Below are 24,888 nucleotides of genomic sequence, written 5' to 3'. Positions count from 1 at the left end.
AAAATAATTTGAATTGAATTAATGTGACGTCAAAATCACTGGAGAAAGTCTTATGAAACTCGCCATCTATAGTACAAAACAGTACGACAAGAAGTATCTGCAGCAGGTTAACGAGGCTTTTGGTTTTGAACTTGAATTCTTTGACTTTCTGTTGACGGAAAAAACAGCCAAAACCGCCCATGGCTGCGAAGCCGTGTGCATTTTCGTCAACGACGATGGCAGCCGCCCCGTTCTGGAAGAACTGAAAAAGCATGGCGTGAAATATATCGCGCTGCGCTGCGCCGGGTTCAATAACGTCGATCTCGACGCAGCAAAAGAGCTGGGTCTGCAGGTGGTTCGTGTTCCAGCTTATTCACCAGAGGCCGTCGCTGAGCATGCGATTGGCATGATGATGACGCTGAATCGCCGTATTCACCGCGCCTATCAGCGTACCCGTGATGCCAACTTCTCTCTTGAGGGGCTGACCGGTTTTACTATGTATGGCAAAACCGCTGGGGTGATCGGTACCGGTAAAATCGGTATCGCTGCACTGCGGATCCTGAAAGGTTTTGGTATGCGTCTGCTGGCGTTCGATCCTTACCCGAGCGCTGCTGCGCTGGAGTTAGGCGTTGAATATGTCGATCTTAAAACGCTGTTTGCCGAGTCCGATGTCATCTCTCTGCACTGCCCGTTAACACCGGAGAATTATCATCTGCTCAATCACGAAGCCTTTGAGCAAATGAAAAATGGCGTGATGGTCATTAACACCAGTCGTGGTGCATTGATCGACTCACAAGCCGCTATCGACGCGCTGAAAAACCAGAAAATTGGTTCTCTGGGTATGGACGTGTATGAGAACGAACGCGATCTGTTCTTTGAAGATAAATCTAATGACGTCATTCAGGATGATGTGTTCCGTCGTCTGTCAGCCTGCCATAACGTGCTGTTTACCGGTCATCAGGCATTCCTGACAGCTGAAGCGTTGACCAGTATTTCTGAGACTACGCTACAGAATCTGGCCCAAATATCCAAAGGCGAGACCTGTCCAAACGCCCTCTTCTAATCTCTGAGCTCCCCTGACGTCAGGGGGGCATTTTCAGACAATCACCGATGATAAAACATTCAGTATCATTATTATATTGAATGTATTCCCGTCACAAACGTAGAGAAATTTAATGAAGAAAGTTGTCACGTTGATTGCGCTCAGCATGCTGATGGCTGGCTGTGTGAGCAATGGAAAAGTTTCCGTCAATCGCGAACAGTTGCAGCATCACCGCTTCGTTTTGCAAAGCGTGAATGGTAAAGCCGTCACCACCGCCAACAACCCACCTGAGTTAAGTTTTGGCGAAAACATGACGGTATCAGGCAAGATGTGTAATCAATTCCACGGCCAGGGCAAGCTGTCCGACGGTGAGTTGAAGGTAAAAGATATGGCGATGACGCGTATGATGTGCGCCGATCCACAGCTTAACGCGCTCGACGGGATCGTCAGCGAAATGTTTAAGCAAGGCGCACAGGTCGATCTAACTGCTGACCAGTTAACACTGGCGACAGCAGAACAAACGCTGACGTATAAACTCGCGGATTTAATGTAGGAAACGCGGAGACTTAGTAGCTCCCACAACTTCCGGCGGCAAGCGACTGCTCACTACAGCGTTTGCCGTTGGGTAGCGCACACATCCCGATGGCTGAACCATCCAGTTGACGAGCAACAGAGAGCGAACCGCCAATCATGGCGCAATTAGCTTCTCCAGAACTGGACATTGCTGCCTTCATGCCCGGTGCGACATGCGCGGCGGTTGCCTGCTGAACAGGTTCGCTGCTACAAGCCGATAATAATAACGCGGCACATCCTACCCAAAACGCTGCGCGCATCTTACTCCCCTCTGAATATTAACCAAACGACACAGCCATAAATAATAGGCAGCGGAAACACCGCCGTCGAGAGGCAAAATACGCATTTATGCGCACTGTTTACATTTTCTGGCAATTTTTTGCCTGCTCCTTTGATCAAACCATTCATTCTGTTTATTCCAGGGACACAAAAGCGAAAATCTGTCTTTAGCGCTTTTGCTAAAATAGAAGGATAACTACAGGATTCGCCGCTGTTACGCGAGTCCCTCTTTTTGCGCAATGTAAGGGTGTCAGTATGATCACAATTGACGGTAATGGTGCGGTTGCTTCAGTCGCATTTCGTACCAGCGAGGTTATCGCCATCTACCCGATTACGCCCAGTTCGACGATGGCTGAACAGGCGGATGCCTGGGCCGGGAACGGGCTTAAGAACGTGTGGGGGGATACCCCTCGCGTCGTAGAAATGCAGTCAGAAGGCGGTGCGATCGCAACCGTTCATGGCGCGTTGCAGACCGGTGCGCTCTCTACGTCGTTTACCTCATCGCAGGGCCTGTTGCTGATGATCCCAACGCTGTACAAACTGGCCGGTCAGTTGACCCCGTTTGTACTGCACGTTGCGGCTCGTACAATTGCTACTCACGCATTATCGATTTTTGGCGATCATTCCGACGTGATGGCGGTGCGCCAGACAGGATGTGCGATGCTGTGTGCCAGCAGCGTTCAGGAGGCACAGGACTTTGCGCTGATTTCGCAAATAGCTACCCTGAAAAGCCGGGTTCCGTTTATTCATTTCTTTGATGGTTTCCGTACATCCCATGAAATCAATAAAATTGTGCCACTGGCCGACGACACGATCCTTGGACTGATGCCGCAGGCGGAAATCGATGCTCATCGCGCTCGGGCGCTTAATCCAGAGCATCCGGTTATTCGCGGTACGTCTGCGAACCCAGACACCTATTTCCAGTCACGCGAGGCAACAAACCCGTGGTACAACGCGGTTTACGATCATGTAGAACAGGCGATGAACGATTTCGCCGCAGCGACAGGTCGCCAGTACCAGCCATTTGAATATTACGGCCATCCTCAGGCTGAGCGCGTCATTATCTTAATGGGTTCGGCAATTGGAACCTGTGAAGAAGTCGTTGAAGATCTGCTGGCGCGTGGCGAGAAAGTCGGTGTTCTGAAAGTACGCCTGTTCCGTCCATTCTCTGCCAAGCATTTACTGCGCGCGCTGCCGGAAACCGTACGCAGCATCGCCGTCCTGGATCGCACCAAAGAGCCCGGCGCACAGGCAGAACCGTTGTATCTGGATGTGATGACCGCGCTGGCGGAAGCCTTTAACTGCGGCGAGCGAGAAACGCTACCGCGCGTGATTGGCGGACGTTATGGCCTTTCTTCCAAAGAGTTTGGTCCAGACTGCGTGATGGCGGTCTTTAATGAGCTGAGCAGCGCGAAGCCGAAACCTCGCTTTACTGTCGGTATCTATGATGATGTCACCAACTTGTCGCTACCGTTACCAGAAAACACCCTGCCCGGTACGGCTAAGCTCGAAGCGCTGTTTTATGGGTTAGGCAGCGACGGTAGCGTGTCCGCCACCAAAAACAATATCAAGATTATTGGTAACTCTACGCCATGGTATGCGCAGGGTTATTTCGTCTACGACTCGAAAAAAGCAGGCGGTCTGACGGTTTCTCACCTGCGCGTCAGCGAGCAGCCTATTCGATCAGCGTATCTGGTATCGCAAGCCGATTTCGTTGGCTGTCACCAGCTGCAATTTATCGATAAGTATCAGATGGTCGAGCGCCTGAAACCAGGCGGTATCTTCCTGCTCAATACCCCGTACAGTGAGGATGAAGTCTGGGCGCGTTTGCCGCAGGAAGTTCAGGCGGTACTAAATCAGAAGAAAGCCCGTTTCTACGTGATTAATGCGGCCAAAATCGCCCGCGAATGCGGTCTGGCAGCGCGTATTAACACCGTGATGCAAATGGCATTCTTCCATTTGACGCAAATCTTACCCGGCGACAGCGCGTTGGCTGAATTGCAGGGGGCGATTGCGAAAAGTTACAGCAGTAAAGGACAGGACCTGGTTGAACGTAACTGGCAAGCTCTGGCCCTGGCGCGCGAATCCGTCGCCGAAGTAGCACTCCAGCCAGTTGATCCGCACAGCGCAAACCGCCCTCCGGTGGTTTCTGATGCCGCACCTGATTTCGTGAAAACAGTCACCGCGGCAATGCTCGCCGGTCTGGGTGATGCCCTTCCCGTATCCGCGCTGCCGCCAGACGGCACCTGGCCAATGGGCACCACGCGTTGGGAAAAGCGTAATATCGCCGAAGAGATCCCCATCTGGAAGGAAGAGCTGTGTACTCAGTGTAACCACTGCGTTGCCGCTTGCCCGCACTCGGCAATCCGCGCCAAAGTGGTTTCACCTGAAGCGATGGAAAACGCTCCTGCCAGCCTGCATTCTTTGGATGTGAAATCTCGCGATATGCGCGGTCAGAAGTATGTCCTGCAGGTTGCACCAGAGGATTGCACCGGGTGTAATCTATGCGTCGAAGTTTGCCCGGCGAAAGATCGCCAAAACCCGGAAATCAAGGCCATCAATATGATGTCGCGCCTTGAGCATGTTGAAGAGGAAAAAGTTAACTATGACTTCTTCCTCAATCTGCCGGAGATCGACCGCAGCAAGCTTGAACGCATTGATATCCGTACCTCGCAGTTAATCACTCCGCTGTTTGAATATTCCGGCGCCTGTTCTGGTTGTGGTGAAACGCCGTATATCAAACTGCTTACGCAGCTGTACGGTGACCGCATGCTGATCGCCAACGCGACTGGCTGTTCATCGATTTATGGTGGTAACCTCCCCTCAACACCGTATACGACCGATGCCAATGGTCGTGGACCTGCATGGGCAAACTCTCTGTTCGAAGATAACGCCGAGTTTGGTCTGGGCTTCCGTCTGACGGTGGATCAACACCGTGTGCGCGTCATGCGTTTGCTGGAGCAGTTTGCGGATAATATTCCGGCTGAACTGAATGACGCCCTGCATGCTGAAGCGACGCCAGAAGTACGCCGTGAACAAGTTGCAGCGCTGCGCCAGCATCTGAAAGATGTCGAAGGTGCACAGCAACTGTTAACCGATGCTGATGCGCTGGTTGAGAAATCCATCTGGCTGATTGGCGGCGACGGCTGGGCTTACGATATTGGTTTTGGCGGGTTGGATCACGTCCTGAGTCTCACCGAGAACGTCAATATTCTGGTGCTGGATACTCAGTGTTACTCCAACACGGGCGGACAAGCATCGAAAGCCACGCCGCTCGGGGCGGTTACCAAGTTTGGTGAGCATGGCAAGCGCAAGGCTCGCAAAGATCTTGGCGTTAGCATGATGATGTACGGGCATGTTTATGTGGCACAGATTTCCCTGGGCGCCCAGTTGAACCAGACGGTGAAAGCTATCCAGGAAGCGGAAGCCTATCCGGGTCCGTCGCTGATTATCGCCTATAGTCCTTGCGAAGAACATGGTTATGACCTCGCATTAAGCCACGATCAGATGCGTCAGCTGACGGCGACCGGATTCTGGCCGCTATACCGCTTTGACCCACGTCGCGCAGACGAAGGTAAACTGCCGCTGGCACTGGACTCTCGCCCACCGTCAGACGCGCTGGCCGAAACATTGCTTAACGAGCAGCGCTTCCGCCGCCTGAATGCCCAACAGCCAGAAGTTGCAGAACAGCTGTGGAAAGACGCCGCAGCTGATCTACAAAAACGCTACGACTTCCTGGCCCAACTGGCAGGCAAAGCGGAAAAGAGCGGTACCGAATAATACGTTTTTCTCAGTATTAGCCCGGAACCAAAAAAAAAGCCCGAACAGTTGTTCGGGCTTGTCAATTTATTCGCTGGCTAATTAATAATTGCCATCAATATACCAACGAAAAATAAAACGTGACAATAAAGGCATATAACACGCGCAGAATAGCCCAACAAAATTCAATTGTATAATTTTTATTTTATATATATTTTCATCAACTCATTCATGTCGACTATCACTATTTCCGTAGAATTATTTGTTTAAGGTTTTACTTAAGGCGTAACAATTCATATTTATCTCTTTACGGAACTTCTCCTTTAGCATGCTTTTACTCCCTACATGGGTAGTCACAGGTTAATAAAAAAACTAAAGGATTATTTCAATGAACAGAAAAGTACTGGCGCTCGTAATTCCTGCCCTGCTGGCTGCAGGCGCTGCTCACGCTGCTGAAGTTTATAATAAAGACGGCAACAAATTAGATCTCTACGGTAAAGTAGACGGTTTGCATTATTTCTCTGACGACGCTAACAGCGATGGCGATCAGACTTATATGCGTATGGGCTTCAAAGGCGAAACACAGGTTAACGATATGATCACCGGTTATGGCCAGTGGGAATATCAGGTTCAGGCCAACGGCACCGAAGGTGATAAAGGCGACTCCTGGACTCGTCTGGCATTCGCAGGTATTAAAGTCGGCGACTACGGTTCATTCGACTACGGCCGTAACTACGGCGTAATGTACGACGTTGAAGGCTGGACCGATATGCTGCCAGAATTCGGTGGCGACTCTTACACCAAAGCAGACAACTTCATGACCGGTCGTGCAAACGGTGTTGCAACATACCGTAACACCGACTTCTTTGGTCTGGTTGACGGTCTGAACGTTGCGCTGCAGTACCAGGGCGCGAACGAAAGCCAAAACGGGCAGGAAGGCACCAATAATAGCGGTGACCGTAATGTGAAGAACTCCAACGGTGACGGCTTCGGTATCTCCTCTACCTACGATCTGGGTATGGGCGTGAGCTTCGGTGCGGCATATACTTCTTCTGACCGTACCAACGAGCAGGTGAACCATTCTACCGCTGGTGGCGATAAAGCTGACGCGTGGACTGCTGGTGTGAAATACGACGCCAACAACATCTACCTCGCAACCATGTACTCCGAAACCCGTAATATGACCCCGTATGGCGGTTCAGACGGTTATAAGGATACGGTTGCCAACAAAACTCAGAACTTTGAAGTTACTGCGCAATACCAGTTCGATTTCGGCCTGCGTCCGGAAGTTTCTTTCCTGATGTCTAAAGGTAAAGATCTGGGCGTAAATGGATCTGACGGCGACCAGGATCTGGTGAAATATGCGTCCGTAGGCGCTACGTACTACTTCAACAAAAACTTCTCTACCTATGTTGATTACAAAATCAACCTGCTGGATGAAGATAAAAACTTCTACACCCAGAACGACATATCTACCGATGACACTGTAGCACTGGGTATGGTTTACCAGTTCTAATCCGTCAGCCCGCTGGCAACGGCGGGCTCTCTTTACGTTCTAATAATTCTGTTTTATCCAGATCAAAACATTATATCTATTGCGTTAAAACACTTCTCTGATAGATGATATCTTGCATTAAGACCTGTAGTAGAGGATACCTGCAATGAATCATCATCCTGTAAAATCATCCCGTATTGCATCCGTCGGCTATGACGAATCCTCTTGCACGCTAGAAATTCGCTTTCACCAGTTGGCTACGCTGCAATATCAGCAGGTCCCTGCCCGTATCTTTCGTGATTTCCTGATCGTGGTCTCTAAAGGCCGATTTTACGATGGGGTAATAAAAGGCAAATTTCCTGAAATCAAAATAAAGTGATGCCAAAATGTGATCGTTGTCATTGTACATAAAGTGCCATTACGCGGTAAGCTTTACTTGGATACTTAAACAGGAGGTTTTATGAACAGAACGATTCTTGTACCCATCGATATTTCAGACTCAGAATTAACTCAACGCGTTATTGCCCATGTTGAAGCAGAAGCAAAGATTGACGATGCGCAGGTTCATTTTTTGACCGTCATTCCGTCATTGCCCTATTACGCTTCCCTGGGACTGGCCTACTCGGCAGAGTTACCGGCCATGGACGATCTGAAAGCCGAAGCGAAATCTCAACTGGAAGAGATTATCAAGAAGTTCAATATCCCAACGGACCGAGTGCACGTTCATGTCGCAGAAGGTGCGCCGAAAGACAAGATTCTTGAGATCGCAAAAAAATTACCGGCCGATATGGTCATTATTGCCTCACACCGACCTGACATCACCACCTACCTGCTGGGCTCTAACGCTGCAGCCGTGGTGCGTCATGCGGAGTGTTCGGTACTGGTAGTCCGCTAAGCTGTCTGGCCCGCACATCGTTGCGGGCTTTTTGTTTCTACCTCTTTTACCCTTGATTCCTGTCCTAAATGTGCTGACATTTTTCCCGCTTATCCGTACCATACACGCCACAGTTTTTATATCAGACTTCTTTTGCCGGACGATCCGGCGTGATGCATACTCTTCTGATGCCACACTATGAATTGAGCCTCTATTAAATGTCGCAAAATCAAGATATTAGTAAGAAAGAACAATACAACCTGAACAAATTGCAAAAACGTCTGCGTCGTAACGTCGGCGAAGCCATTGCCGACTTCAATATGATCGAAGACGGCGATCGCATTATGGTGTGCCTTTCCGGCGGGAAAGACAGCTATACCATGCTGGAGATCCTGCGTAATTTGCAGCAAAGCGCCCCGATCAGTTTTTCCTTAGTTGCGGTTAACCTCGATCAGAAACAACCCGGCTTCCCGGAGCACATTCTGCCGGAGTATCTGGAACAGCTGGGCGTTGAGTACAAGATTGTCGAAGAAAACACTTACGGGATCGTCAAAGATAAAATCCCTGAAGGCAAAACGACATGCTCACTCTGTTCTCGCCTGCGTCGCGGCATTCTGTACCGTACGGCAACCGAATTAGGAGCCACCAAGATTGCGCTCGGCCACCATCGCGACGACATCCTGCAAACGCTGTTTTTAAACATGTTCTACGGCGGGAAAATGAAAGGCATGCCACCGAAGCTGATGAGTGATGACGGTAAGCATATCGTGATCCGCCCACTGGCTTACTGCCGTGAGAAAGATATCGAGCGTTTCTCCGAAGCGAAAGGTTTCCCAATTATTCCGTGCAACCTGTGCGGCTCACAGCCTAACCTACAGCGCCAGGTCATTGCTGACATGCTGCGTGACTGGGACAAACGCTATCCAGGCCGCATTGAAACCATGTTCAGCGCAATGCAGAACGTTGTACCTTCACATCTGAGCGATATCAATCTGTTCGATTTTAAAGGCATTAAGCACGGTTCAGAGGTTGTGGACGGCGGTGATTTAGCGTTCGATCGTGAAGAGATCCCGCTGCAACCTGCGGGCTGGCAGCCAGAAGAAGATGATGCTCAACTGGATGAATTACGCCTGAACGTGGTGGAAGTGAAGTAAGCGTCTGTCAGGCCTACAACGTGCATAAGCGCCTGTAGGCCTGATAAGCGGAGCGCCATCAGGCGCCCCAACGGGCAGTTATTTCAATAACCTAACCCGGCAAGTCTTGCCTTTAATCTTACCGTTTTGTAATTGTTTCCACGCCTTGTGCGCTACAGTCTGGCGAACGGCGACATAAACGTGTGCCGGGTGAACGGCAATTTTGCCGATATCGGCGCCATCCAGGCCAATGTCGCCGGTCAGAGCCCCCAGAACATCGCCAGGACGCATTTTCGCTTTTTTACCGCCATCAATGCATAACGTCGCCATCTCTGCTTCCAGCGGCAGGACTGAGCCATTAGCTGGCGCAGTTAGCCAGTTCAGCTTCAGTTGCAGCATTTCAGAAAGAATATTGGCACGCTGCGCTTCTTCCGGCGCACAGAAGCTAATCGCCAGACCGCTGTTGCCGGCACGCGCGGTACGTCCGATACGATGGACATGTACTTCCGGATCCCACGCCAGTTCGAAGTTAACTACCAGCTCAAGTGATTTGATATCCAGGCCACGTGCGGCCACATCGGTTGCGACCAGCACGCGCGCGCTACCGTTGGCAAAACGAACCAGCGTCTGATCGCGATCGCGCTGTTCCAGGTCGCCATGTAATGACAGTGCGCTTTGCCCTGCCGCATTCAGTGCATCGCAAACGGCCTGACAATCTTTTTTGGTGTTACAAAAAACCACGCACGATGCGGGTTGATGCTGGCTGAGTAGCTTTTGCAGCAGTGGAATTTTTCCGTGGCTGGAGGTTTCGAAAAACTGCTGTTCAATCGCCGGTAACGCATCGACCGTATCAATTTCAATCGTTAATGGATTTTGCTGTACCCGGCCACTGATAGCGGCAATGGCTTCCGGCCAGGTTGCGGAAAACAGCAAAGTCTGACGTGACGCAGGCGCAAAGCGAATGACATCATTAATCGCATCGCTAAAGCCCATATCCAGCATGCGGTCGGCTTCATCCATAACCAGCGTATTCAGGGCATCCAGAGAAACGGTGCTTTTTTGCAGGTGGTCAAGTAAACGACCCGGTGTGGCAACAATAATATGTGGTGCATGTTGCAGGGAGTCACGCTGTGCGCCAAAAGGTTGCCCACCGCACAGCGTTAAGATCTTGGTGTTTGGCAGGAAGCGCGCTAAACGACGCAGTTCACCCGCCACCTGGTCGGCAAGCTCGCGCGTTGGGCACAGCACCAGAGACTGCGTCTGAAACAGCGCGGCATCAATATGCTGTAATAGCCCAAGACCAAAAGCAGCCGTTTTGCCACTGCCGGTTTTAGCCTGCACGCGAACATCTTTACCCGCCAGGATTGCCGGTAACGCAGCAGCCTGAACAGGCGTCATTTCAAGATAGCCCAGCTCGTTAAGATTCTCGAGTTGAGCAGCAGGTAAAACATTCAGGGTTGAAAAAGCGGTCACAATTTAATCTCGCGGTAAAAACTCACATTCAGCAGGCGCGTATCCTCGCAGATCTGTGCCCGTGATGCGACAATTTAATCGGTTCTTCATCCGGCGGCGGATCCGGCATCGGCTGCGGACGAGGTATGGGATCGGGAATGGGAACCGGATCGGTCGGTAGCGAATCAGTGTGCGACGTTGCAATCAGACAGGTCATATACCCCTCCAGTCATTCAGGTTGACTCTTTTAGGGTAGACGCTGATTTCCTGCAGGCAAAAAAAAGCCGACTAATCTAAGTCGGCGTCGTACGAATCAATTGTGCTATGCAGTAATTCAAAAAAGGAAGTAAGACAATATGGAGCGCAACGCCCATCGCTTGACGTTGCATTCACCTGCGAGAGAGATATTGCCCCGAATAGGTAGATGGTTTATTGACTTCGCTCAAAAATCAGGACGTTTTCATGCGCAAAAGCCACTAAAAAACGTTGTTGTTACAACCATTTACTACGATGCAACCATAAAGTAACACCACCAATCAGGACCACTAACAGAATACAAAAGAGTGAGAAACCAAACTGCCAACCACCGCCGGGGATACCGCCGAGGTTGACGCCGAAAAGCCCAGTTAAAAATGTGCTGGGAAGAAAAACCATTGCCATCAATGACATTGTATACGTTCGGCGAGCCAGAGACTCCTGCATCACCTGCGCAATTTCATCCGCCATAATACCGGTCCGGGCAATACAGGCGTCTATTTCATCCAGCCCTCTCCCCAGCCTGTCAGCGATATCCTGCATCCGTCTCCGATGGTCGTCGGTCATCCAGGGTAAACGTTCACTCGCCAGACGCGCATAAACATCTCTCTGAGGAGCCATATAACGTCGCATTACAATCAACTGTTTGCGCAGCAATGCCAGGAAGCCGCGTGGGGGAATTTGTTGATCGAGCAAGTTATCTTCCAGATCGATAATTTTGTCGTGCAGTTGTTCGATAAATTCGCTGGCATGGTCGGTGAGCGCATCACAAACATCCACCAGCCAACTGCCACAATCAGCCGGTCCTGTCCCTTCCTGGAGATCGCTGACCACATCATCCAGTGCCAGCACTTTGCGCTGGCGGGTTGAGACAATCAGACGTTCATCCATATATAAGCGCATCGCCACAAGTTGGTCAGGACGCTCGTCGGTGCTGCCGTTAATGCAGCGCAGTGTAATCAGCGTACCTTCCCCGACTCTACTGACGCGTGGGCGTGTACTTTCGCCTGCCAGCGCATCACGCACATTGTTGGGAAGAAGAGGTGTTGTCGCCAACCATTGGGCACTTTCAGGATGAGTGTAATTAAGGTGTAGCCAGCAGGGATGCTGACTATCAATTACATCATTATCGCTCAGCGGTTTTACTCCACCTCGACCATCCAGCAGCCAGGCAAACACGGCATCCGGCACATTAACATCCGTTCCCTTAATGGCTTCCACAGCGCCTCCACAAACATTCAGCCTTTTTCGTTAGTCTAGCTGTCAGAATATGTTAAGCAATATCTCATTGTCCCATTGTGCTGAAATGATTCATAAAAATATCTGATAATACAAAAAGCGCCGACGAATGCGACGCTTGCTTCGAAATACCCGGTTAAGCCCGCTGCCATCTCGCTGACTCAAGAGAGTTGCTTAAGCGAAATTTATGTGTTCGCGACTGGAGATCAATCACCTGGTTTTTCAGGATACCCGAAGAATCAGAAAGCTCATCAACCATAATGGCATTACTTTGGGTTACATTCTCCAGTTCGGCCAGTGCATGAGAAATTCTGATAATTCCTTTCTCCTGCTCCTGTGTAGTGGTTAATATCTCGCCCATCAGTTGGTTTAATTGACCGGCACCACCGACAATATCATGCATATTTTTTTCTGCTTCACGCACAATAGCTGCACCTTGCTGAACATTTTGATGGGTTTGCGCAATCAGCTGCTTAATATTCTTAGCAGCATCCGCGCTACGGTGTGCAAGCATTCTGACCTCACCGGCCACCACGGAAAAACCTTTGCCATGTTCACCGGCCCTCGCCGCTTCCACGGCAGCATTCAATGCCAGAATATTTGTCTGGAATGCGATACCATCAATTAGCGTAATAATTTCCGTCATCTGCTGTGCACATTCGGTGATTGAACGCATATTTGTCGCAACCTGCACCATTAATTCGCCACCCTGAATGGCGCATTGCGTGGCAACTGTTGCCTGGACGCTGGCGATTTGCGTGTTGTCAGCATTATTTCGCGTATTAACGGCTATTTCATCCATATTAGCAGCCGTCTGCATCAATGCTCCAGATTGTTGTTCCGTTTTCACTGAAAGCTCGGCGCTGCGTTCCGCAAGCTGTTCAGAGAGCGCCATCGCCGTTTGTGAGGATGTTCTGATCTCATTAACGAGTGTTGAAATATTACTCGATAAGCTATTGATGCCCGGTATTAGTCTACCCGCACAATTATTACCAAACTCTGGAATACTGATCGCCAGATTCCCAGACGTCACTTCCTCAATGCTCCTTTTTACCGTATTGATCGGCATGACCAGGTATTTCGTCATATACCACCATAAGCAAAATACAGAAATAAGGCTTACCACATTTGTACCAATTATAATTTCCGGCGTGGCCGAGAAAATTATCTCAACAATATTTAGAGCGACTGCCGAAATAAGCAGAAATAAAATAATAAAGGTTCTGACGCTAATATCATTTAACATTTTAGTCCTGTGCACTAAGAAATTATGTAGATATTATTTTTTATAGCACCTGCAATGCAGAATGCCATTGCTCTGCGACGAAAGCTGAACTTTCAATGAGAGCCTGCAATCCTTTTACTTAAGGCAAGAAATCACACCTTGTATTCCTGTTAGTTCAGTGTTTTATTCCATCAAATGGCTGTGATGGCGCCAGTCATCAGGTTATTGTGATGACAAGCACATGGAGAGCATAAAACACACAGAACTATAAATTTGGTGAATGTTTATATAAGTAATGGCTCGTTATTTTCACTATCTTCCTGTTTCCTCTAATACCAGTATAAAAACATAAGAACATTCCCGGTTTTATCATGTTAACTGGACAAAACCTGCTAGATTTATTACCACGGCTTTTTTTCGATAGGTAGTATGATGTTGAACGTGTCGTGGGACCCTGTATTGATTGGGATTTCCTTTGTTGTCGCGTTTATTGCCTCTTTTATTGCTCTCGATAGTGCGGGCAAAGTGGCAATCTCCAATCGACGTGAATCAACCTTCTGGCGCCTGTCTGGCGGGGCTACGCTAGGGATGGGTATTTGGTCAATGCATTTTATCGGTATGCTGGCCATGAAAATGAGTATGCCGATCAATTACCATTTTTCGCTCACGGCATTTTCTTTCTTTATTGCGCTCATTTCTGCAACTCTCGCCATTAATATCGCCATTTCCGGTAATACGCTTTCAACAAAACGATTAGTCGTAGCCACAGGAATATTAAGCGCAGGTGTCGTCACCATGCACTACGTTGGCATGTATGCCATCATTGAGCATGTTGCCATCCTATGGAGTCATTCGCTGATACTGCTCTCAGTGATGATTGCCATCGTTGCATCTGGTGTGGGTTTATGGCTGGCGTTTCATTTGCGCCAAAATACCCGTCGAGCCCTGTTCAATCGGCTTGTCGCCGCCCTTATTATGGCGCTGGCGATTGCCTCTATGCATTACACCGGGATGGGAGCGGCAACATTCACCCATTTTGGACACACTGTACACAATGGGCTCAGCACACTGGAACTCTCTGTCTGGGTCTGCGCCGTCACGCTGGTTATTTTGGGTATCATGCTGGTGGTGTCGATGGTGGATTCGCAACTGCGTACCTCCCGGCTGGCAGACAACTTACATCAACTTAACTGCCAGCTTGAGCATCAGGTCCACTTCGACGCACTGACCGGACTTGCCAATCGCACACAGATAGATGCCTGCTTACAGGCCTGTCTACAACATTCCAAACTGCATCAGCATCAATTTGCTCTGGTATTCATCGACCTCGATCGCTTCAAAGTCGTTAACGATACCTGGGGACATCACATCGGCGATCAGTTGCTGATCGCCAGTACGCAGCGAATCTACAGCTGCCTTGATGACACCATGACGCTGGCGAGGCTGGGGGGAGATGAGTTTATTCTTCTGGTTCCTGACTGTAATAAAGAGGCTATCACCGCTCTGCTGACCCGGATTGCGGCTGCGATTGGCGATCCTTTCACGCTGTTTGGGTACACCATTCGGGTTTCGTTAAGTGCGGGAAGCAGTATTTATCCTGAACATGGTTCCACATTGCATGAGTTAAAAGTAAAGGCTGATATGGCGATGTATCATGTCAAACAGGCTGGCAGAAACGGTTGGGCTATTTATAGCCCGGAAATGGAAGCTATCGCCGATACACCGCCGACATTTTTACAGGAACTGTCACAAGCACTGGAACACGATCAATTTGAGCTTTGGTACCAACCCAAATACACCGCCGGAGATCATTCCCTGACCGGTTTTGAAGCGTTATTACGCTGGCATCACCCGGAACGCGGCATGCTGTTACCCGCAGAGTTTCTGCCTGCGCTGGAAGAAACAGGTCTTATCATTCCGGTCGGGAAATGGGTTATCCAGCAGGCATGCCAGCAGTTACATCAATGGAAGTTACAGGGCTATGCGGAATGGACCCTCGCCGTTAATCTTTCCCCTTCCCAGTTTGAACAACATGATATCGTTGATGTGGTTTGCAGCGCCCTTGCACAATATCAACTATCACCTGCATATCTCACGCTGGAACTGACTGAAAGTACAGCGCTTAAAAATTTAAAACGTAGCGCTGAAGTCTTGAATGCATTTTCAGCTTTAGGGATCACCGTTTCTATTGATGATTTCGGTACCGGTTATTCAAATATATTGATGTTAAAGTCTCTTCCGGCACGGGAATTAAAAATTGACAGAGTATTTGTTAAAGATATCAACGAGAACAGCAAAAATACAAAGATTGTGTCTACTATTATTGACATAGCCCACTCCATGAATATGCAAGTGGTGGCTGAAGGAATAGAGACCCAGGAGCAGGAAATACTCCTGACCCAGATGGGATGTGGCGTGCTGCAAGGTTTCTTGTTTGCAAAACCGTTGCCTGCGCATCAGATCCATGAATTGATTCCAACGGAAAGCAACATTAAGCAGCAGCGAATCGTACAGTCTTTATCTCCTCAACAATCGATAACATTATGAGACTGTAATATAAAAAACAGATGCCATTAAACGGGCAACACAGCAGATAAAGATAACGGGATTATCGATGAGCACAACCGAGCTGCATTCACTGGATTTATTAACCCTGCCGGTGTGGATTGTTTCGCCGCATACCGAAGAACTGGTGTTCGCAAATACCGTTGCGCGGGAACTGATGCAGGCCCCCTGCTTTTCTCTACTCCGCAAGGGTATATTTTCAACTCATGCCCAGAATGATTTAACCATGTATCTCAGCGATTTGAGAAATCATCACGACATTGTGGAAATCCTTACGGTTTGCCGCGAAGGTGAGGCCGTCGCAATGGCATGTCGCCTGTCCATCCGCTCTCTGCCGGAATCAGGTGACGTCATTCTTTTCGAAGGCATTGAAACACCGACTTCGCAAGGTCTGAAAGCGAGCCGTTCAGCGAATTATCAGCGAAAAAAACAGGGATTTTACGCGCGTTTTTTCCAGACCAACTCGGCACCAATGTTGCTTATCGATCCGTCCCGTGATGGGCTGATCGTCGATGCAAATCTCAGCGCGCTAAATTTTTATGGCTATAGCCATGATACGATGTGCCAGAAACATACATGGGAAATCAATACGCTGGGCCGTCATATACTCCCGGTGATGCATGAAATCGCCCATCTTCCCGGTGGCCATAAGCCTTTGCATTTTGTACATAAACTGGCAGACGGCACCTCCCGTCACGTACAAACCTACGCCGGTCCAATCGAAATCTACGGTAATAAGCTCATGTTGTGCATTATTCATGATATTACCGAGCAAAAGCGGCTGGAACAGGAGCTTGAGCGTGCGGCCCTGCGTGACGCCTTAACGGGATTGCTTAACCGCCGACATTTTTATCAGGTAACCGAGCCGGAACAGACCCACGCGATGTCACTGACACAGGATTACAGCCTGCTGTTGATCGACACCGATCGCTTTAAAAGCATTAACGATCTTTTTGGTCATTTAAAAGGTGATGAGGTACTTTGCGCTCTGGCACGCACACTGGAATCCTGTGCGAGAAAGGACGATCTGATTTTTCGCTGGGGAGGTGAAGAATTTGTGCTGCTGCTGCCGCGAACCTCGTTGGACACTGCCCTCAATCTCGCAGAAGTGATACGGGCGACGGTGGCCAAAGTGACTCTCCCTGGCCTTCCCCGCTTTACCGTCAGCATTGGCGTAGCTCGGCACGAAACAAATGAAAGCATCGATGAGTTATTCAAACGCGTTGACGACGCGTTGTACAAAGCCAAGAACGAAGGCAGGAACAGAGTGCTGGCCGCCTGATGTTTACGTCGTTCAGCGACTACGTTTAGCGTGACGCTCCCAGTTGTCTTGTTTTGCCTGTGCGGTTTTACGCAATGCCACATAACATGCCCCGCTGCCGCCGTGATGCGGCAGTGCGGCGCAGTATGCTTGCACATCGTCAAATTCCGTCAACCAGCGCGCCACGTAGCTGCGAACAATATTGGCATGGGAGTTATCGTCACGTCCCTTGCCGTGTATCACCAACACGTTACGCAACCCTTCCTGCTGCGCCTGCAGAATAAAGCTAAAGAGCATCTGGCGACATGTTTCAACAGGTTGGCGAATAAGATTGAGACTCGCCTGCTGCGGGTATTTTCCGTTTCGCAGCTTGTCGGTCACGCCGTTCTGTAAACCTTCGCGACGAAACTCGAGCGGCACATTCAACGGGACAATATCGAGAAATCCCGTCGAGAGAAAATTATCCAGTTGAAGCGTATCGACACGCGCCGGAGTGCGAAGATTGCGCATGGGCTGCCAGTGCACATCGGCATGGTTTTTCAGCGGTTGAACATCCCCCATTGCGTCAAGAAACAGCGATGCATCATCAAGGTTCATGTTTCATCCTCCAGCATATTGCGACGAGCATTATCATAACCGCGCACTATTATACCGACAACTATACCGGTAACGGTTTACGGTTATTTCCAATAATTAGCCGGATCCACCGCGCTGAACCGATCTACTCACGGCAAGTTGATATCCGTTTTTAGGGGTATAGCTGCGACGGTCACAGGCGTGATAATGTGTAGCCTCGCTTGAATGCTGTAATGAGAGAAACGGATGCTTAACTTACTGGAAGACACCATAGACACGCCGCTGGGCCCGCTGTGGGTTATTTGTGATGAGCAATTTCGCCTGCGCGCAGTGGAATGGGATCAGCACAGCGATCGCATGGAACAATTGCTTGATATTCATTACCGTACAGAAGGTTATCAGCGCATTGCCGCCAAAAATCCTGGTGGATTAAGCGACAAACTCTCTGAGTATTTTGCCGGAAACCTCAGCATCATTGACACGCTGGAAACGGCAACCGCTGGGACGCCTTTCCAGCGTGAAGTCTGGCAAGCATTACGCACTATCCCCTGCGGGCAGGTCATGCATTATGGTCAGTTGGCCGAACAGTTGGGACGCCCCGGCGCTGCAAGAGCCGTCGGCGCAGCTAATGGCTCCAATCCAGTAAGCATTGTGGTTCCCTGTCATCGCGTCATTGGACGTAACGGCACCATGACCGGATATGCCGGCGGCGTACAACGAAAAGAGTGGTTATTGCGCCACGAAGGTTATTTGCTACTCTAGATTCCAGGCAATTAATGCCTTATTCATCACACTTCCGCATAATGCGACCCCAAATTAAGTGTGGTTAATCAAGCAGATACAAACATTCGCTCCAGTTATGCCTGAATTATTCTCTATTGGGAGTAGCTCAGGCTTACGTGCTCACCAAAAAGATGTTAAAATTGACAAATATCAATTACGGCTTGAGCAGACCTATGATCCCGGAAAAGCGAATTATACGGCGCATTCAGTCTGGCGGTTGTGCTATCCATTGCCAGGATTGCAGCATCAGCCAGCTTTGCATCCCGTTCACACTTAACGAGCATGAGCTTGACCAGCTCGATAACATCATCGAGCGCAAAAAGCCTATCCAAAAAGGGCAGACGCTCTTTAAAGCAGGTGATGAGCTTAAATCACTCTATGCTATCCGCTCCGGAACGATAAAAAGCTACACCATTACCGAACAAGGCGATGAGCAAATTACCGGTTTCCATCTGGCGGGTGACCTGGTAGGTTTTGACGCCATTGGCAGCGGTCATCACCCGAGCTTTGCTCAGGCGTTGGAAACCTCAATGGTATGCGAAATTCCTTTCGAAACCCTTGATGACCTGTCCGGTAAGATGCCGAACCTGCGTCAGCAGATGATGCGTCTGATGAGTGGCGAAATCAAAGGCGATCAGGATATGATCCTGTTGCTGTCGAAGAAAAACGCTGAAGAGCGCCTGGCGGCCTTTATCTACAATCTGTCTCGTCGCTTCGCCCAGCGTGGGTTCTCGCCTCGTGAATTTCGCCTGACCATGACCCGTGGCGACATCGGTAACTACCTCGGTCTGACGGTTGAAACCATCAGCCGCCTGCTGGGTCGTTTCCAGAAAAGCGGCATGCTGGCGGTGAAAGGCAAATATATCACTATTGAGAACAGCGACGCGCTGGCAGTTCTTGCCGGCCACACGCGTAACGTTGCGTAATCTTTCCGCAAGCCTCTCAGTTATCCTTCTGTCAAATCGCTAAATTTTCCCGATTTATTGATCTGGCAGGAGGTTATTCCCTGTTTCAATCTACATTATTGGGTTACTCTTTTAGTTACAAACTGCGATGACAGTTGTAAGGAGACCCTGTATGGCTATGTATAAAAATATGCTGGTCGTCATCGACCCTAACCAGGACGATCAACCAGCATTACGGCGAGCTGTTTATTTGCATCAACGGATTGGTGGCAAAATTAAAGCCTTTTTGCCGATCTATGACTTTTCCTATGAGATGACTACCCTGCTGTCGCCTGATGAGCGTACGGCAATGCGTCAGGGGGTCATCAGCCAGCGAACTGCATGGATACGTGAACAAGCGAAATACTACATCGAAGCAGGGATCCCTTTGGAGATTAAAGTGGTCTGGCATAACCGACCCTTTGAAGCCATCATCCAGGAAGTCATCAGTGCCAGGCATGATCTGGTCCTCAAGATGGCGCACCAACACGACCGCCTCGAAGCCGTAATATTTACGCCAACCGACTGGCATTTATTGCGTAAATGTCCAAGTCCGGTATGGATGGTGAAAGACCAGCCATGGCCTGAAGGGGGTAAAGCACTGGTTGCCGTAAACCTCGCCAGTGAAGAGGCTTATCACAACGCGCTCAATGAAAAACTGGTCAAGGAGACGCTACAGCTTGCAGAACAGGTTAACCATACCGAAGTGCATCTGGTTGGCGCCTACCCTGTAACACCAATCAACATCGCGATTGAACTGCCTGAATTTGATCCCAGCGTTTATAACGACGCAATTCGTGGACAGCACCTGCTGGCCATGAAGGCGCTACGCCAGAAATTCAGTATTGATGAGAAAGTGACGCACGTTGAAAAAGGCTTACCTGAAGAGGTCATTCCTGATTTAGCCGAGCACTTGCAGGCGGGTATTGTGGTATTGGGGACCGTCGGACGTACCGGTATTTCTGCTGCGTTTCTTGGTAATACCGCGGAACAGGTTATCGATCATCTACGCTGTGACCTGCTGGTCATCAAGCCGGATGAATATCAGACACCAGTTGAACTGGACGACGAAGAAGACGATTAACCACACAATGAAATGCCGGATGGCGATATCATCCGGCATTTTAAACGCCTAGTGTTGCTCCTCACCGCCGAGGAAATAGATACCAAGCGGGATAGCCAACAGAATCGTAAACACCATGCTGTAGACACAAATCATTGCAGATTGAATGGCGTACATTGAAGCGGTCCAGTCGGATAGCGGAATGTCATACTGTTCAATAACGCCACCGATCGTCGCTCGCGTCACGACCGACGCTGCGATAATAAACACTCCAAGCAGGCACAACAGAAACTTCCGTCCCTTCGCTGTTTTCAGCTTAGCCATGATCATAGTACTGTCCTTTTGCAGATGAAAACCTTGTTACTTTGCGCTAACAATACCATGACATCAACTGACTGTCTGCTACATAAACCGCATACAGAGTTGACGTCAGCGTTATTTCGCTGAAAATAGCGCTGATTGCATTATTTATCTCTCCTTTTGATTAATGATCTGACCTCCTTAACTGGGTAAAATATCTGGGGATTAGGATGTCAGATGATATTTAGCTAACACGGAGTTGCCAGGAAGAATCATGATCGCTGAACTGTTTATGAATAATGCGTTTAATTTGACGGTAATTCTTAGCTGCTGTGCCGCGCTGGTCCTGATGAGCGTCTGGTATCATCGTGGAGAGCGTCGCTGCAAAGGATTCATATTTCATGCCGCACAATTTTTTGTCTATGCCATTATCATTGGGACGTTTGGCAGCATTGCTAATAACGTTATCGAAAGTTACAGCCTGAAATTTATCTCCCCCAGCGTGGTCGACTTTATCTGCACCTCGTTGATTGCGTTGATCCTGACCATCAAACTTTTTCTGGTGATTAATCAGTTTGAAAAGACGCAGATTAATAAAGGCAGAGATATCACCAGCGCGAGGATCCTGTCGCGTATCATCAAGATTACCATCGTGGTTGCCATCATTTTACTGTATGGCGAACACTTCGGTATGAGCTTATCCGGCCTGTTAACCTTTGGCGGTATTGGTGGTATCGCAGTGGGTATGGCGGGGAAAGATATTCTGAGCAACTTTTTCTCAGGCATTATGCTCTATTTCGACAGACCGTTTAGCATAGGCGATTGGATCCGCTCCCCGGACCGCAATATTGAAGGCACGGTGGCAGAAATTGGCTGGCGAATGACTAAAATAAACACCTTCGACCATCGTCCACTGTATGTGCCAAACTCGATTTTCTCCTCCATCAGCGTAGAAAACCCAGGGCGCATGACCAACCGGCGAATTAAAACGGTGATCGGGTTACGATATGAGGATGCCGATAAAGTCGGTGCCGTTGTTGAGTCGGTTAGAGAAATGCTGCAAAGCCATCCAGGAATAGACCAGAAACAAACTCTGTTGGTCTATTTTAATGAATTTGCCGATTCATCGTTGAATATCATGGTGTATTGCTTCACGAAAACCACCGTCTGGAAGGAATGGCTCGCGGTACAGCAAGACGTTTATTTAAAGATTATCACGATAGTCCAGGCAAACGGCGCCGACTTTGCGTTCCCCAGCCAGACGCTGTATATGGATAATCCTGAAACATCGCCATCGACACACTAACAAAAGAAAAGACGCGGAAATTCGCGTCTTTTTTGTACTTATTTCAATGAGGCAATATCAATTACAAAGCGGTATTTCACATCGCTTTTCAACATCCGCTGCCAGGCACGATTAATATCCTGAATATCGATCACCTCGACATCGGCGGTAATACCATGCTGACCGCAAAAATCCATCATCTCCTGCGTTTCGGCAATACCGCCGATAACTGAACCCGCCACGGATCTACGCCCAAGGATCAGGGGAACCGTATTCAGAAATGGATCCAACGCACCAAGATAACCAACCAACACCAGCGTACCGCTTAGCGCCAGGGTTGGGATATAAGGGTTCAGGTCATGAACGTAGGGCACAGTATCGATAATCAGATCAAACTGATTCGCTGTCGCTTTCATCTGTTCACTGTCAGTGGAAAGCACAACGTGACTGGCCCCCAAACGTCTGGCATCAGCTTCTTTGCCCGGTGAACGCGTAAACAGCGTAACTTCCGCGCCCAGCGCATTTGCAAGTTTTATTGCCATATGCCCGAGTCCCCCCAGACCGACAACCGCGACTTTACTGCCCTCGCCTACCTGCCAGTGGCGCAGAGGCGACCATGTTGTGATCCCGGCGCAAAGCAGCGGCGCCGCACCGAGTAAATCGATCCCTTCAGGGACCTTCACCACAAACTTTTCGGTAACGACAATTTTGTCAGAATAGCCGCCGAAAGTAGGCAGACCGTCATGACGGTCGATATCGTTATACGTTAGCGTGTTACCTTCTTCGCAATACTGCTCTAGCCCCTGCTCGCAGGCGCTACAGTGTTGGCACGAATCAACCATGCAGCCGACCCCTGCGAGATCGCCCACTTTGAATTTTGTTACCGACTTACCAACATGCACCACGCGGCCAATGATCTCATGCCCTGGTACCATCGGATATTTAGCACCGCCCCAATCGTTGTAGGCGTTGTGAATATCCGAGTGGCATACACCGCTGTATAAAATATCGATAACCACATCATCTTCACGCGGATCGCGACGAACAAAATTATGGGGGACTAAATCTTCTTTCACCGCCAGAGCAGCATAACCCTTCACATTCATGACCATTGAGATCTCCTCAGGGATTAGGTGTTACCAGAACCAGCATAGTTCAGGGCAGCAGGTTGTACTCAGCATCGCTAACCGGTTCCAGCCATTCGTTCGACGCGCCAGGGGCCGGGATTTCCACAGCGATATGAGTAAACCAACTATCACGCGCAGCACCGTGCCAGTGTTTCATTCCCGCCGGAATGTGCACGACATCACCGGTTTTCAGCTCACGTGCCGGTTTATTCCACTCCTGATACCAACCTCTGCCACCGGTCACCAGCAATATCTGTCCGCCCTCATGATGAACATGCCAGAAGTTACGACAACCCGGTTCAAATGCGACATTGCCAATTACCACGCCTTCCATGGAGAGCATGGTCAGATAGCTGTCGCCAGTGAAATACTTCGCATACGCTTCATTTTCTCTCCACGCGGAAAGACGCTGTTACCATCAAATTGTTCGTTCATAGTCACTCCAGTATGGATAATGTCCGCGGTGTTCATGCCAGACATTCATCAAGAACCGTACGGGCATTTTCCCCAATCCCGGCTCCACAGTGCTGTTCGAGTATCGTAATAAACTCACTGAGTTGCTCAGGGAGGATCCCGATGTTAAGGCATATCGCAAAATGGCTTTTCAGCTGGCTGTTAACGCCGCCCAGAACGGCCAGCGCCGAAACGGTCGCCCATTCACGGTCCTGCCAGTCGAGTACATCTCGCTGAAAAATATCGCCAAACAGATGCGTTTTAAGCCAGACATCAATAGCGGGAGCAAAGTCAAACAGCGGACCGCTTACAGGCTGTCCAACCAGTTGTGTCTGAGTTAGGCTCCCAGCCTGAACACTGTTCCAGTCTGCAGGTGGCGGCGTGGCCGTTCTACCTTCGTCGTCTGAAAGCCCTTTCTCGCTTCGACTTTTCACCACCGACATAAAGCAGGACAGACCGTTCAGGCTGCGAGGGAAACCGCAGTATGCGTGGAGCTGTAGCAGGATCTCTTTTACTTCACTGAGCGTGAGTCCCGCATCCAGTCCGGCGTTGAGCGCGACGTCCAACTTTTCCATCTGTCCTGTGGCAGTGAATGCCGCAATGGGGATGACTGCCTGTTGTCTGGCATCCAGTTGGTATTGCATATTCGACTCTCCAAAACGGTGGCAACATTGCACCACCGGGGGCTGAAAACAGTAAAATTATAGAGACTCGACGTGTCGGTGATTAGAGAGGAAAAGAAGGACAAACTTATGAGCTGTGCTCATCAATAATCAGTAGCAGGTACTCTTTATTTGCAGGTAGCTGATTGAAGACTTACGCCACAATCTCGATTAAATTGCCGTCAGGATCTTTTATCACCGCTTCGTAATAACCATCGCCAGTAGTACGCGGACCTGAGACTAATATCCCCTGTTCCTGCGCTTGCATTGCAATGGCATCAACATTTTCATTGCCGCCAACAGAAATGGCGAGGTGTACCCATCCGCAACGATTATTGTCAGGTTGCTGCCCGATAAGACCCGGTTTGGTCATTAACTCAATCGCAATTTCCTCGCCAATTTTGACAAAATAAGATTCAAACCCAGGATTGGTTTTACTGCGGTATTTCTCGTTGATCTTGCCGTCAAAAAACGATACCCAGAAGCGAGCTTGCTGCTCGAGATCCTGTGTCCATAACGCCATATGCGCAATCTTCATAGCGAACCTCTTCCCATTGTATCCAG

The 24,888-nt window shown here is 49.4% G+C and carries 23 protein-coding genes and 1 pseudogene; 13 read left to right on the top strand and 11 right to left on the bottom strand.

Annotated elements, in window-relative coordinates:
• Nucleotides 1-52: 52 nt before the first annotated feature.
• Together OGY06_RS02960 and hslJ are read left to right on the top strand one after the other, a co-directional pair.
• A complete protein-coding gene (locus OGY06_RS02960) occupies nt 53-1,042 on the top strand; it encodes a 2-hydroxyacid dehydrogenase (RefSeq protein ID WP_003833196.1) in 990 nt (329 codons plus the stop codon).
• A 112-nt stretch (nt 1,043-1,154) separates the two neighbouring features.
• Nucleotides 1,155-1,574, top strand: a complete 420-nt coding sequence (hslJ, locus tag OGY06_RS02955; RefSeq protein WP_003833197.1) for a heat shock protein HslJ — start codon at nt 1,155-1,157, stop codon at nt 1,572-1,574.
• A gap of 13 nt (nt 1,575-1,587) precedes the next feature.
• Here the strand turns inward: hslJ and OGY06_RS02950 are convergent, their stop codons facing one another.
• The gene (locus tag OGY06_RS02950; protein ID WP_003833199.1) at nt 1,588-1,854 is read right to left on the bottom strand and encodes a putative hemolysin; all 267 of its coding nucleotides are present in this window, start codon (nt 1,852-1,854) and stop codon (nt 1,588-1,590) included.
• A 274-nt stretch (nt 1,855-2,128) separates the two neighbouring features.
• On the opposite strand from OGY06_RS02950, the gene nifJ reads away from it, so the two are divergent.
• The 5 genes from nifJ (at nt 2,129) to ttcA (ending at nt 9,155) form a co-directional block, all read left to right on the top strand.
• Nucleotides 2,129-5,653 carry a pyruvate:ferredoxin (flavodoxin) oxidoreductase gene (gene nifJ / locus OGY06_RS02945; RefSeq protein WP_003833201.1) on the top strand — a complete coding sequence of 1,175 codons (3,525 nt, stop codon included), beginning with the start codon at nt 2,129-2,131 and terminating at the stop codon, nt 5,651-5,653.
• A 367-nt stretch (nt 5,654-6,020) separates the two neighbouring features.
• Nucleotides 6,021-7,148 carry a porin OmpC gene (gene ompC, locus OGY06_RS02940; RefSeq protein WP_003833203.1) on the top strand — a complete coding sequence of 376 codons (1,128 nt, stop codon included), beginning with the start codon at nt 6,021-6,023 and terminating at the stop codon, nt 7,146-7,148.
• A gap of 145 nt (nt 7,149-7,293) precedes the next feature.
• Nucleotides 7,294-7,506: a KTSC domain-containing protein gene (locus tag OGY06_RS02935; protein ID WP_003833205.1), complete on the top strand. Its 213-nt coding sequence runs from the start codon at nt 7,294-7,296 to the stop codon at nt 7,504-7,506.
• Nucleotides 7,507-7,587: 81 nt separating this feature from the next.
• Nucleotides 7,588-8,022, top strand: coding sequence for a universal stress protein UspF (uspF, locus tag OGY06_RS02930; RefSeq protein WP_003833207.1), 435 nt, complete (start codon nt 7,588-7,590; stop codon nt 8,020-8,022).
• Nucleotides 8,023-8,219: 197 nt separating this feature from the next.
• Nucleotides 8,220-9,155 (top strand): tRNA 2-thiocytidine(32) synthetase TtcA, encoded by a 936-nt coding sequence (ttcA, locus tag OGY06_RS02925; RefSeq protein WP_003833209.1) that lies wholly within the window; start codon nt 8,220-8,222, stop codon nt 9,153-9,155.
• Nucleotides 9,156-9,233: 78 nt separating this feature from the next.
• On the opposite strand, the gene dbpA is transcribed toward ttcA, so the two are convergent.
• The 4 genes from dbpA to OGY06_RS02905 form a co-directional block, all read right to left on the bottom strand.
• Nucleotides 9,234-10,607: an ATP-dependent RNA helicase DbpA gene (dbpA, locus tag OGY06_RS02920; protein ID WP_003833211.1), complete on the bottom strand. Its 1,374-nt coding sequence runs from the start codon at nt 10,605-10,607 to the stop codon at nt 9,234-9,236.
• Between the two features lie 28 nt (nt 10,608-10,635).
• On the bottom strand, nt 10,636-10,803 hold the full coding sequence (gene ynaL / locus OGY06_RS02915; RefSeq protein ID WP_003833213.1) for a proline-rich small protein YnaL: 168 nt from the start codon (nt 10,801-10,803) through the stop codon (nt 10,636-10,638).
• Between the two features lie 275 nt (nt 10,804-11,078).
• A complete protein-coding gene (gene zntB, locus OGY06_RS02910) occupies nt 11,079-12,062 on the bottom strand; it encodes a zinc transporter ZntB (protein ID WP_003833215.1) in 984 nt (327 codons plus the stop codon).
• Nucleotides 12,063-12,216: 154 nt separating this feature from the next.
• A complete protein-coding gene (locus OGY06_RS02905) occupies nt 12,217-13,326 on the bottom strand; it encodes a methyl-accepting chemotaxis protein (RefSeq protein WP_003833217.1) in 1,110 nt (369 codons plus the stop codon).
• Between the two features lie 411 nt (nt 13,327-13,737).
• Here OGY06_RS02905 and OGY06_RS02900 point away from each other — a divergent pair, with 411 nt between their 5' ends.
• Complete coding sequence (locus OGY06_RS02900) at nt 13,738-15,852, top strand: putative bifunctional diguanylate cyclase/phosphodiesterase (protein ID WP_155848062.1); 2,115 nt, start codon at nt 13,738-13,740, stop codon at nt 15,850-15,852.
• A gap of 67 nt (nt 15,853-15,919) precedes the next feature.
• Nucleotides 15,920-17,152 (top strand): GGDEF domain-containing protein, encoded by a 1,233-nt coding sequence (locus OGY06_RS02895; protein ID WP_003833223.1) that lies wholly within the window; start codon nt 15,920-15,922, stop codon nt 17,150-17,152.
• 12 nt (nt 17,153-17,164) lie between these two features.
• Here the strand turns inward: OGY06_RS02895 and smrA are convergent, their stop codons facing one another.
• Complete coding sequence (gene smrA / locus OGY06_RS02890) at nt 17,165-17,728, bottom strand: DNA endonuclease SmrA (RefSeq protein ID WP_003833225.1); 564 nt, start codon at nt 17,726-17,728, stop codon at nt 17,165-17,167.
• Between the two features lie 225 nt (nt 17,729-17,953).
• Between smrA and ogt the strand changes: the two genes are divergently transcribed.
• The 3 genes from ogt to uspE all read left to right on the top strand — a co-directional run bounded on the left by ogt (nt 17,954) and on the right by uspE (nt 20,518).
• The gene (gene ogt, locus OGY06_RS02885; protein WP_057067381.1) at nt 17,954-18,469 is read left to right on the top strand and encodes a methylated-DNA--[protein]-cysteine S-methyltransferase; all 516 of its coding nucleotides are present in this window, start codon (nt 17,954-17,956) and stop codon (nt 18,467-18,469) included.
• Between the two features lie 194 nt (nt 18,470-18,663).
• Nucleotides 18,664-19,416, top strand: coding sequence for a fumarate/nitrate reduction transcriptional regulator Fnr (gene fnr / locus OGY06_RS02880; RefSeq protein ID WP_003020397.1), 753 nt, complete (start codon nt 18,664-18,666; stop codon nt 19,414-19,416).
• A gap of 151 nt (nt 19,417-19,567) precedes the next feature.
• Nucleotides 19,568-20,518, top strand: a complete 951-nt coding sequence (uspE, locus tag OGY06_RS02875; protein WP_003833229.1) for a universal stress protein UspE — start codon at nt 19,568-19,570, stop codon at nt 20,516-20,518.
• Nucleotides 20,519-20,566: 48 nt separating this feature from the next.
• On the opposite strand, the gene OGY06_RS02870 is transcribed toward uspE, so the two are convergent.
• A complete protein-coding gene (locus tag OGY06_RS02870; RefSeq protein ID WP_003020403.1) occupies nt 20,567-20,827 on the bottom strand; it encodes a DUF2534 family protein in 261 nt (86 codons plus the stop codon).
• A gap of 244 nt (nt 20,828-21,071) precedes the next feature.
• Here OGY06_RS02870 and OGY06_RS02865 point away from each other — a divergent pair, with 244 nt between their 5' ends.
• Complete coding sequence (locus OGY06_RS02865) at nt 21,072-22,103, top strand: mechanosensitive ion channel family protein (protein ID WP_063940805.1); 1,032 nt, start codon at nt 21,072-21,074, stop codon at nt 22,101-22,103.
• A 38-nt stretch (nt 22,104-22,141) separates the two neighbouring features.
• On the opposite strand, the gene OGY06_RS02860 is transcribed toward OGY06_RS02865, so the two are convergent.
• The 4 genes and pseudogenes from OGY06_RS02860 to OGY06_RS02845 all read right to left on the bottom strand — a co-directional run bounded on the left by OGY06_RS02860 (nt 22,142) and on the right by OGY06_RS02845 (nt 24,862).
• Nucleotides 22,142-23,194: an NAD(P)-dependent alcohol dehydrogenase gene (locus OGY06_RS02860; protein ID WP_149335277.1), complete on the bottom strand. Its 1,053-nt coding sequence runs from the start codon at nt 23,192-23,194 to the stop codon at nt 22,142-22,144.
• A gap of 43 nt (nt 23,195-23,237) precedes the next feature.
• Nucleotides 23,238-23,644: pseudogene (locus OGY06_RS02855) on the bottom strand (cupin domain-containing protein).
• A gap of 32 nt (nt 23,645-23,676) precedes the next feature.
• Nucleotides 23,677-24,306, bottom strand: coding sequence for a carboxymuconolactone decarboxylase family protein (locus OGY06_RS02850; RefSeq protein ID WP_149335275.1), 630 nt, complete (start codon nt 24,304-24,306; stop codon nt 23,677-23,679).
• Nucleotides 24,307-24,478: 172 nt separating this feature from the next.
• Nucleotides 24,479-24,862, bottom strand: a complete 384-nt coding sequence (locus OGY06_RS02845) for a VOC family protein (RefSeq protein WP_008784902.1) — start codon at nt 24,860-24,862, stop codon at nt 24,479-24,481.
• Between the last annotated feature and the right edge of the window lie 26 nt (nt 24,863-24,888).

The sequence above is a fragment of the Citrobacter sp. Cpo147 genome, from assembly GCF_030332405.1.
GTDB lineage: Bacteria > Pseudomonadota > Gammaproteobacteria > Enterobacterales > Enterobacteriaceae > Citrobacter > Citrobacter portucalensis.
This window is presented reverse-complemented; position numbering and strand designations above follow the sequence as displayed.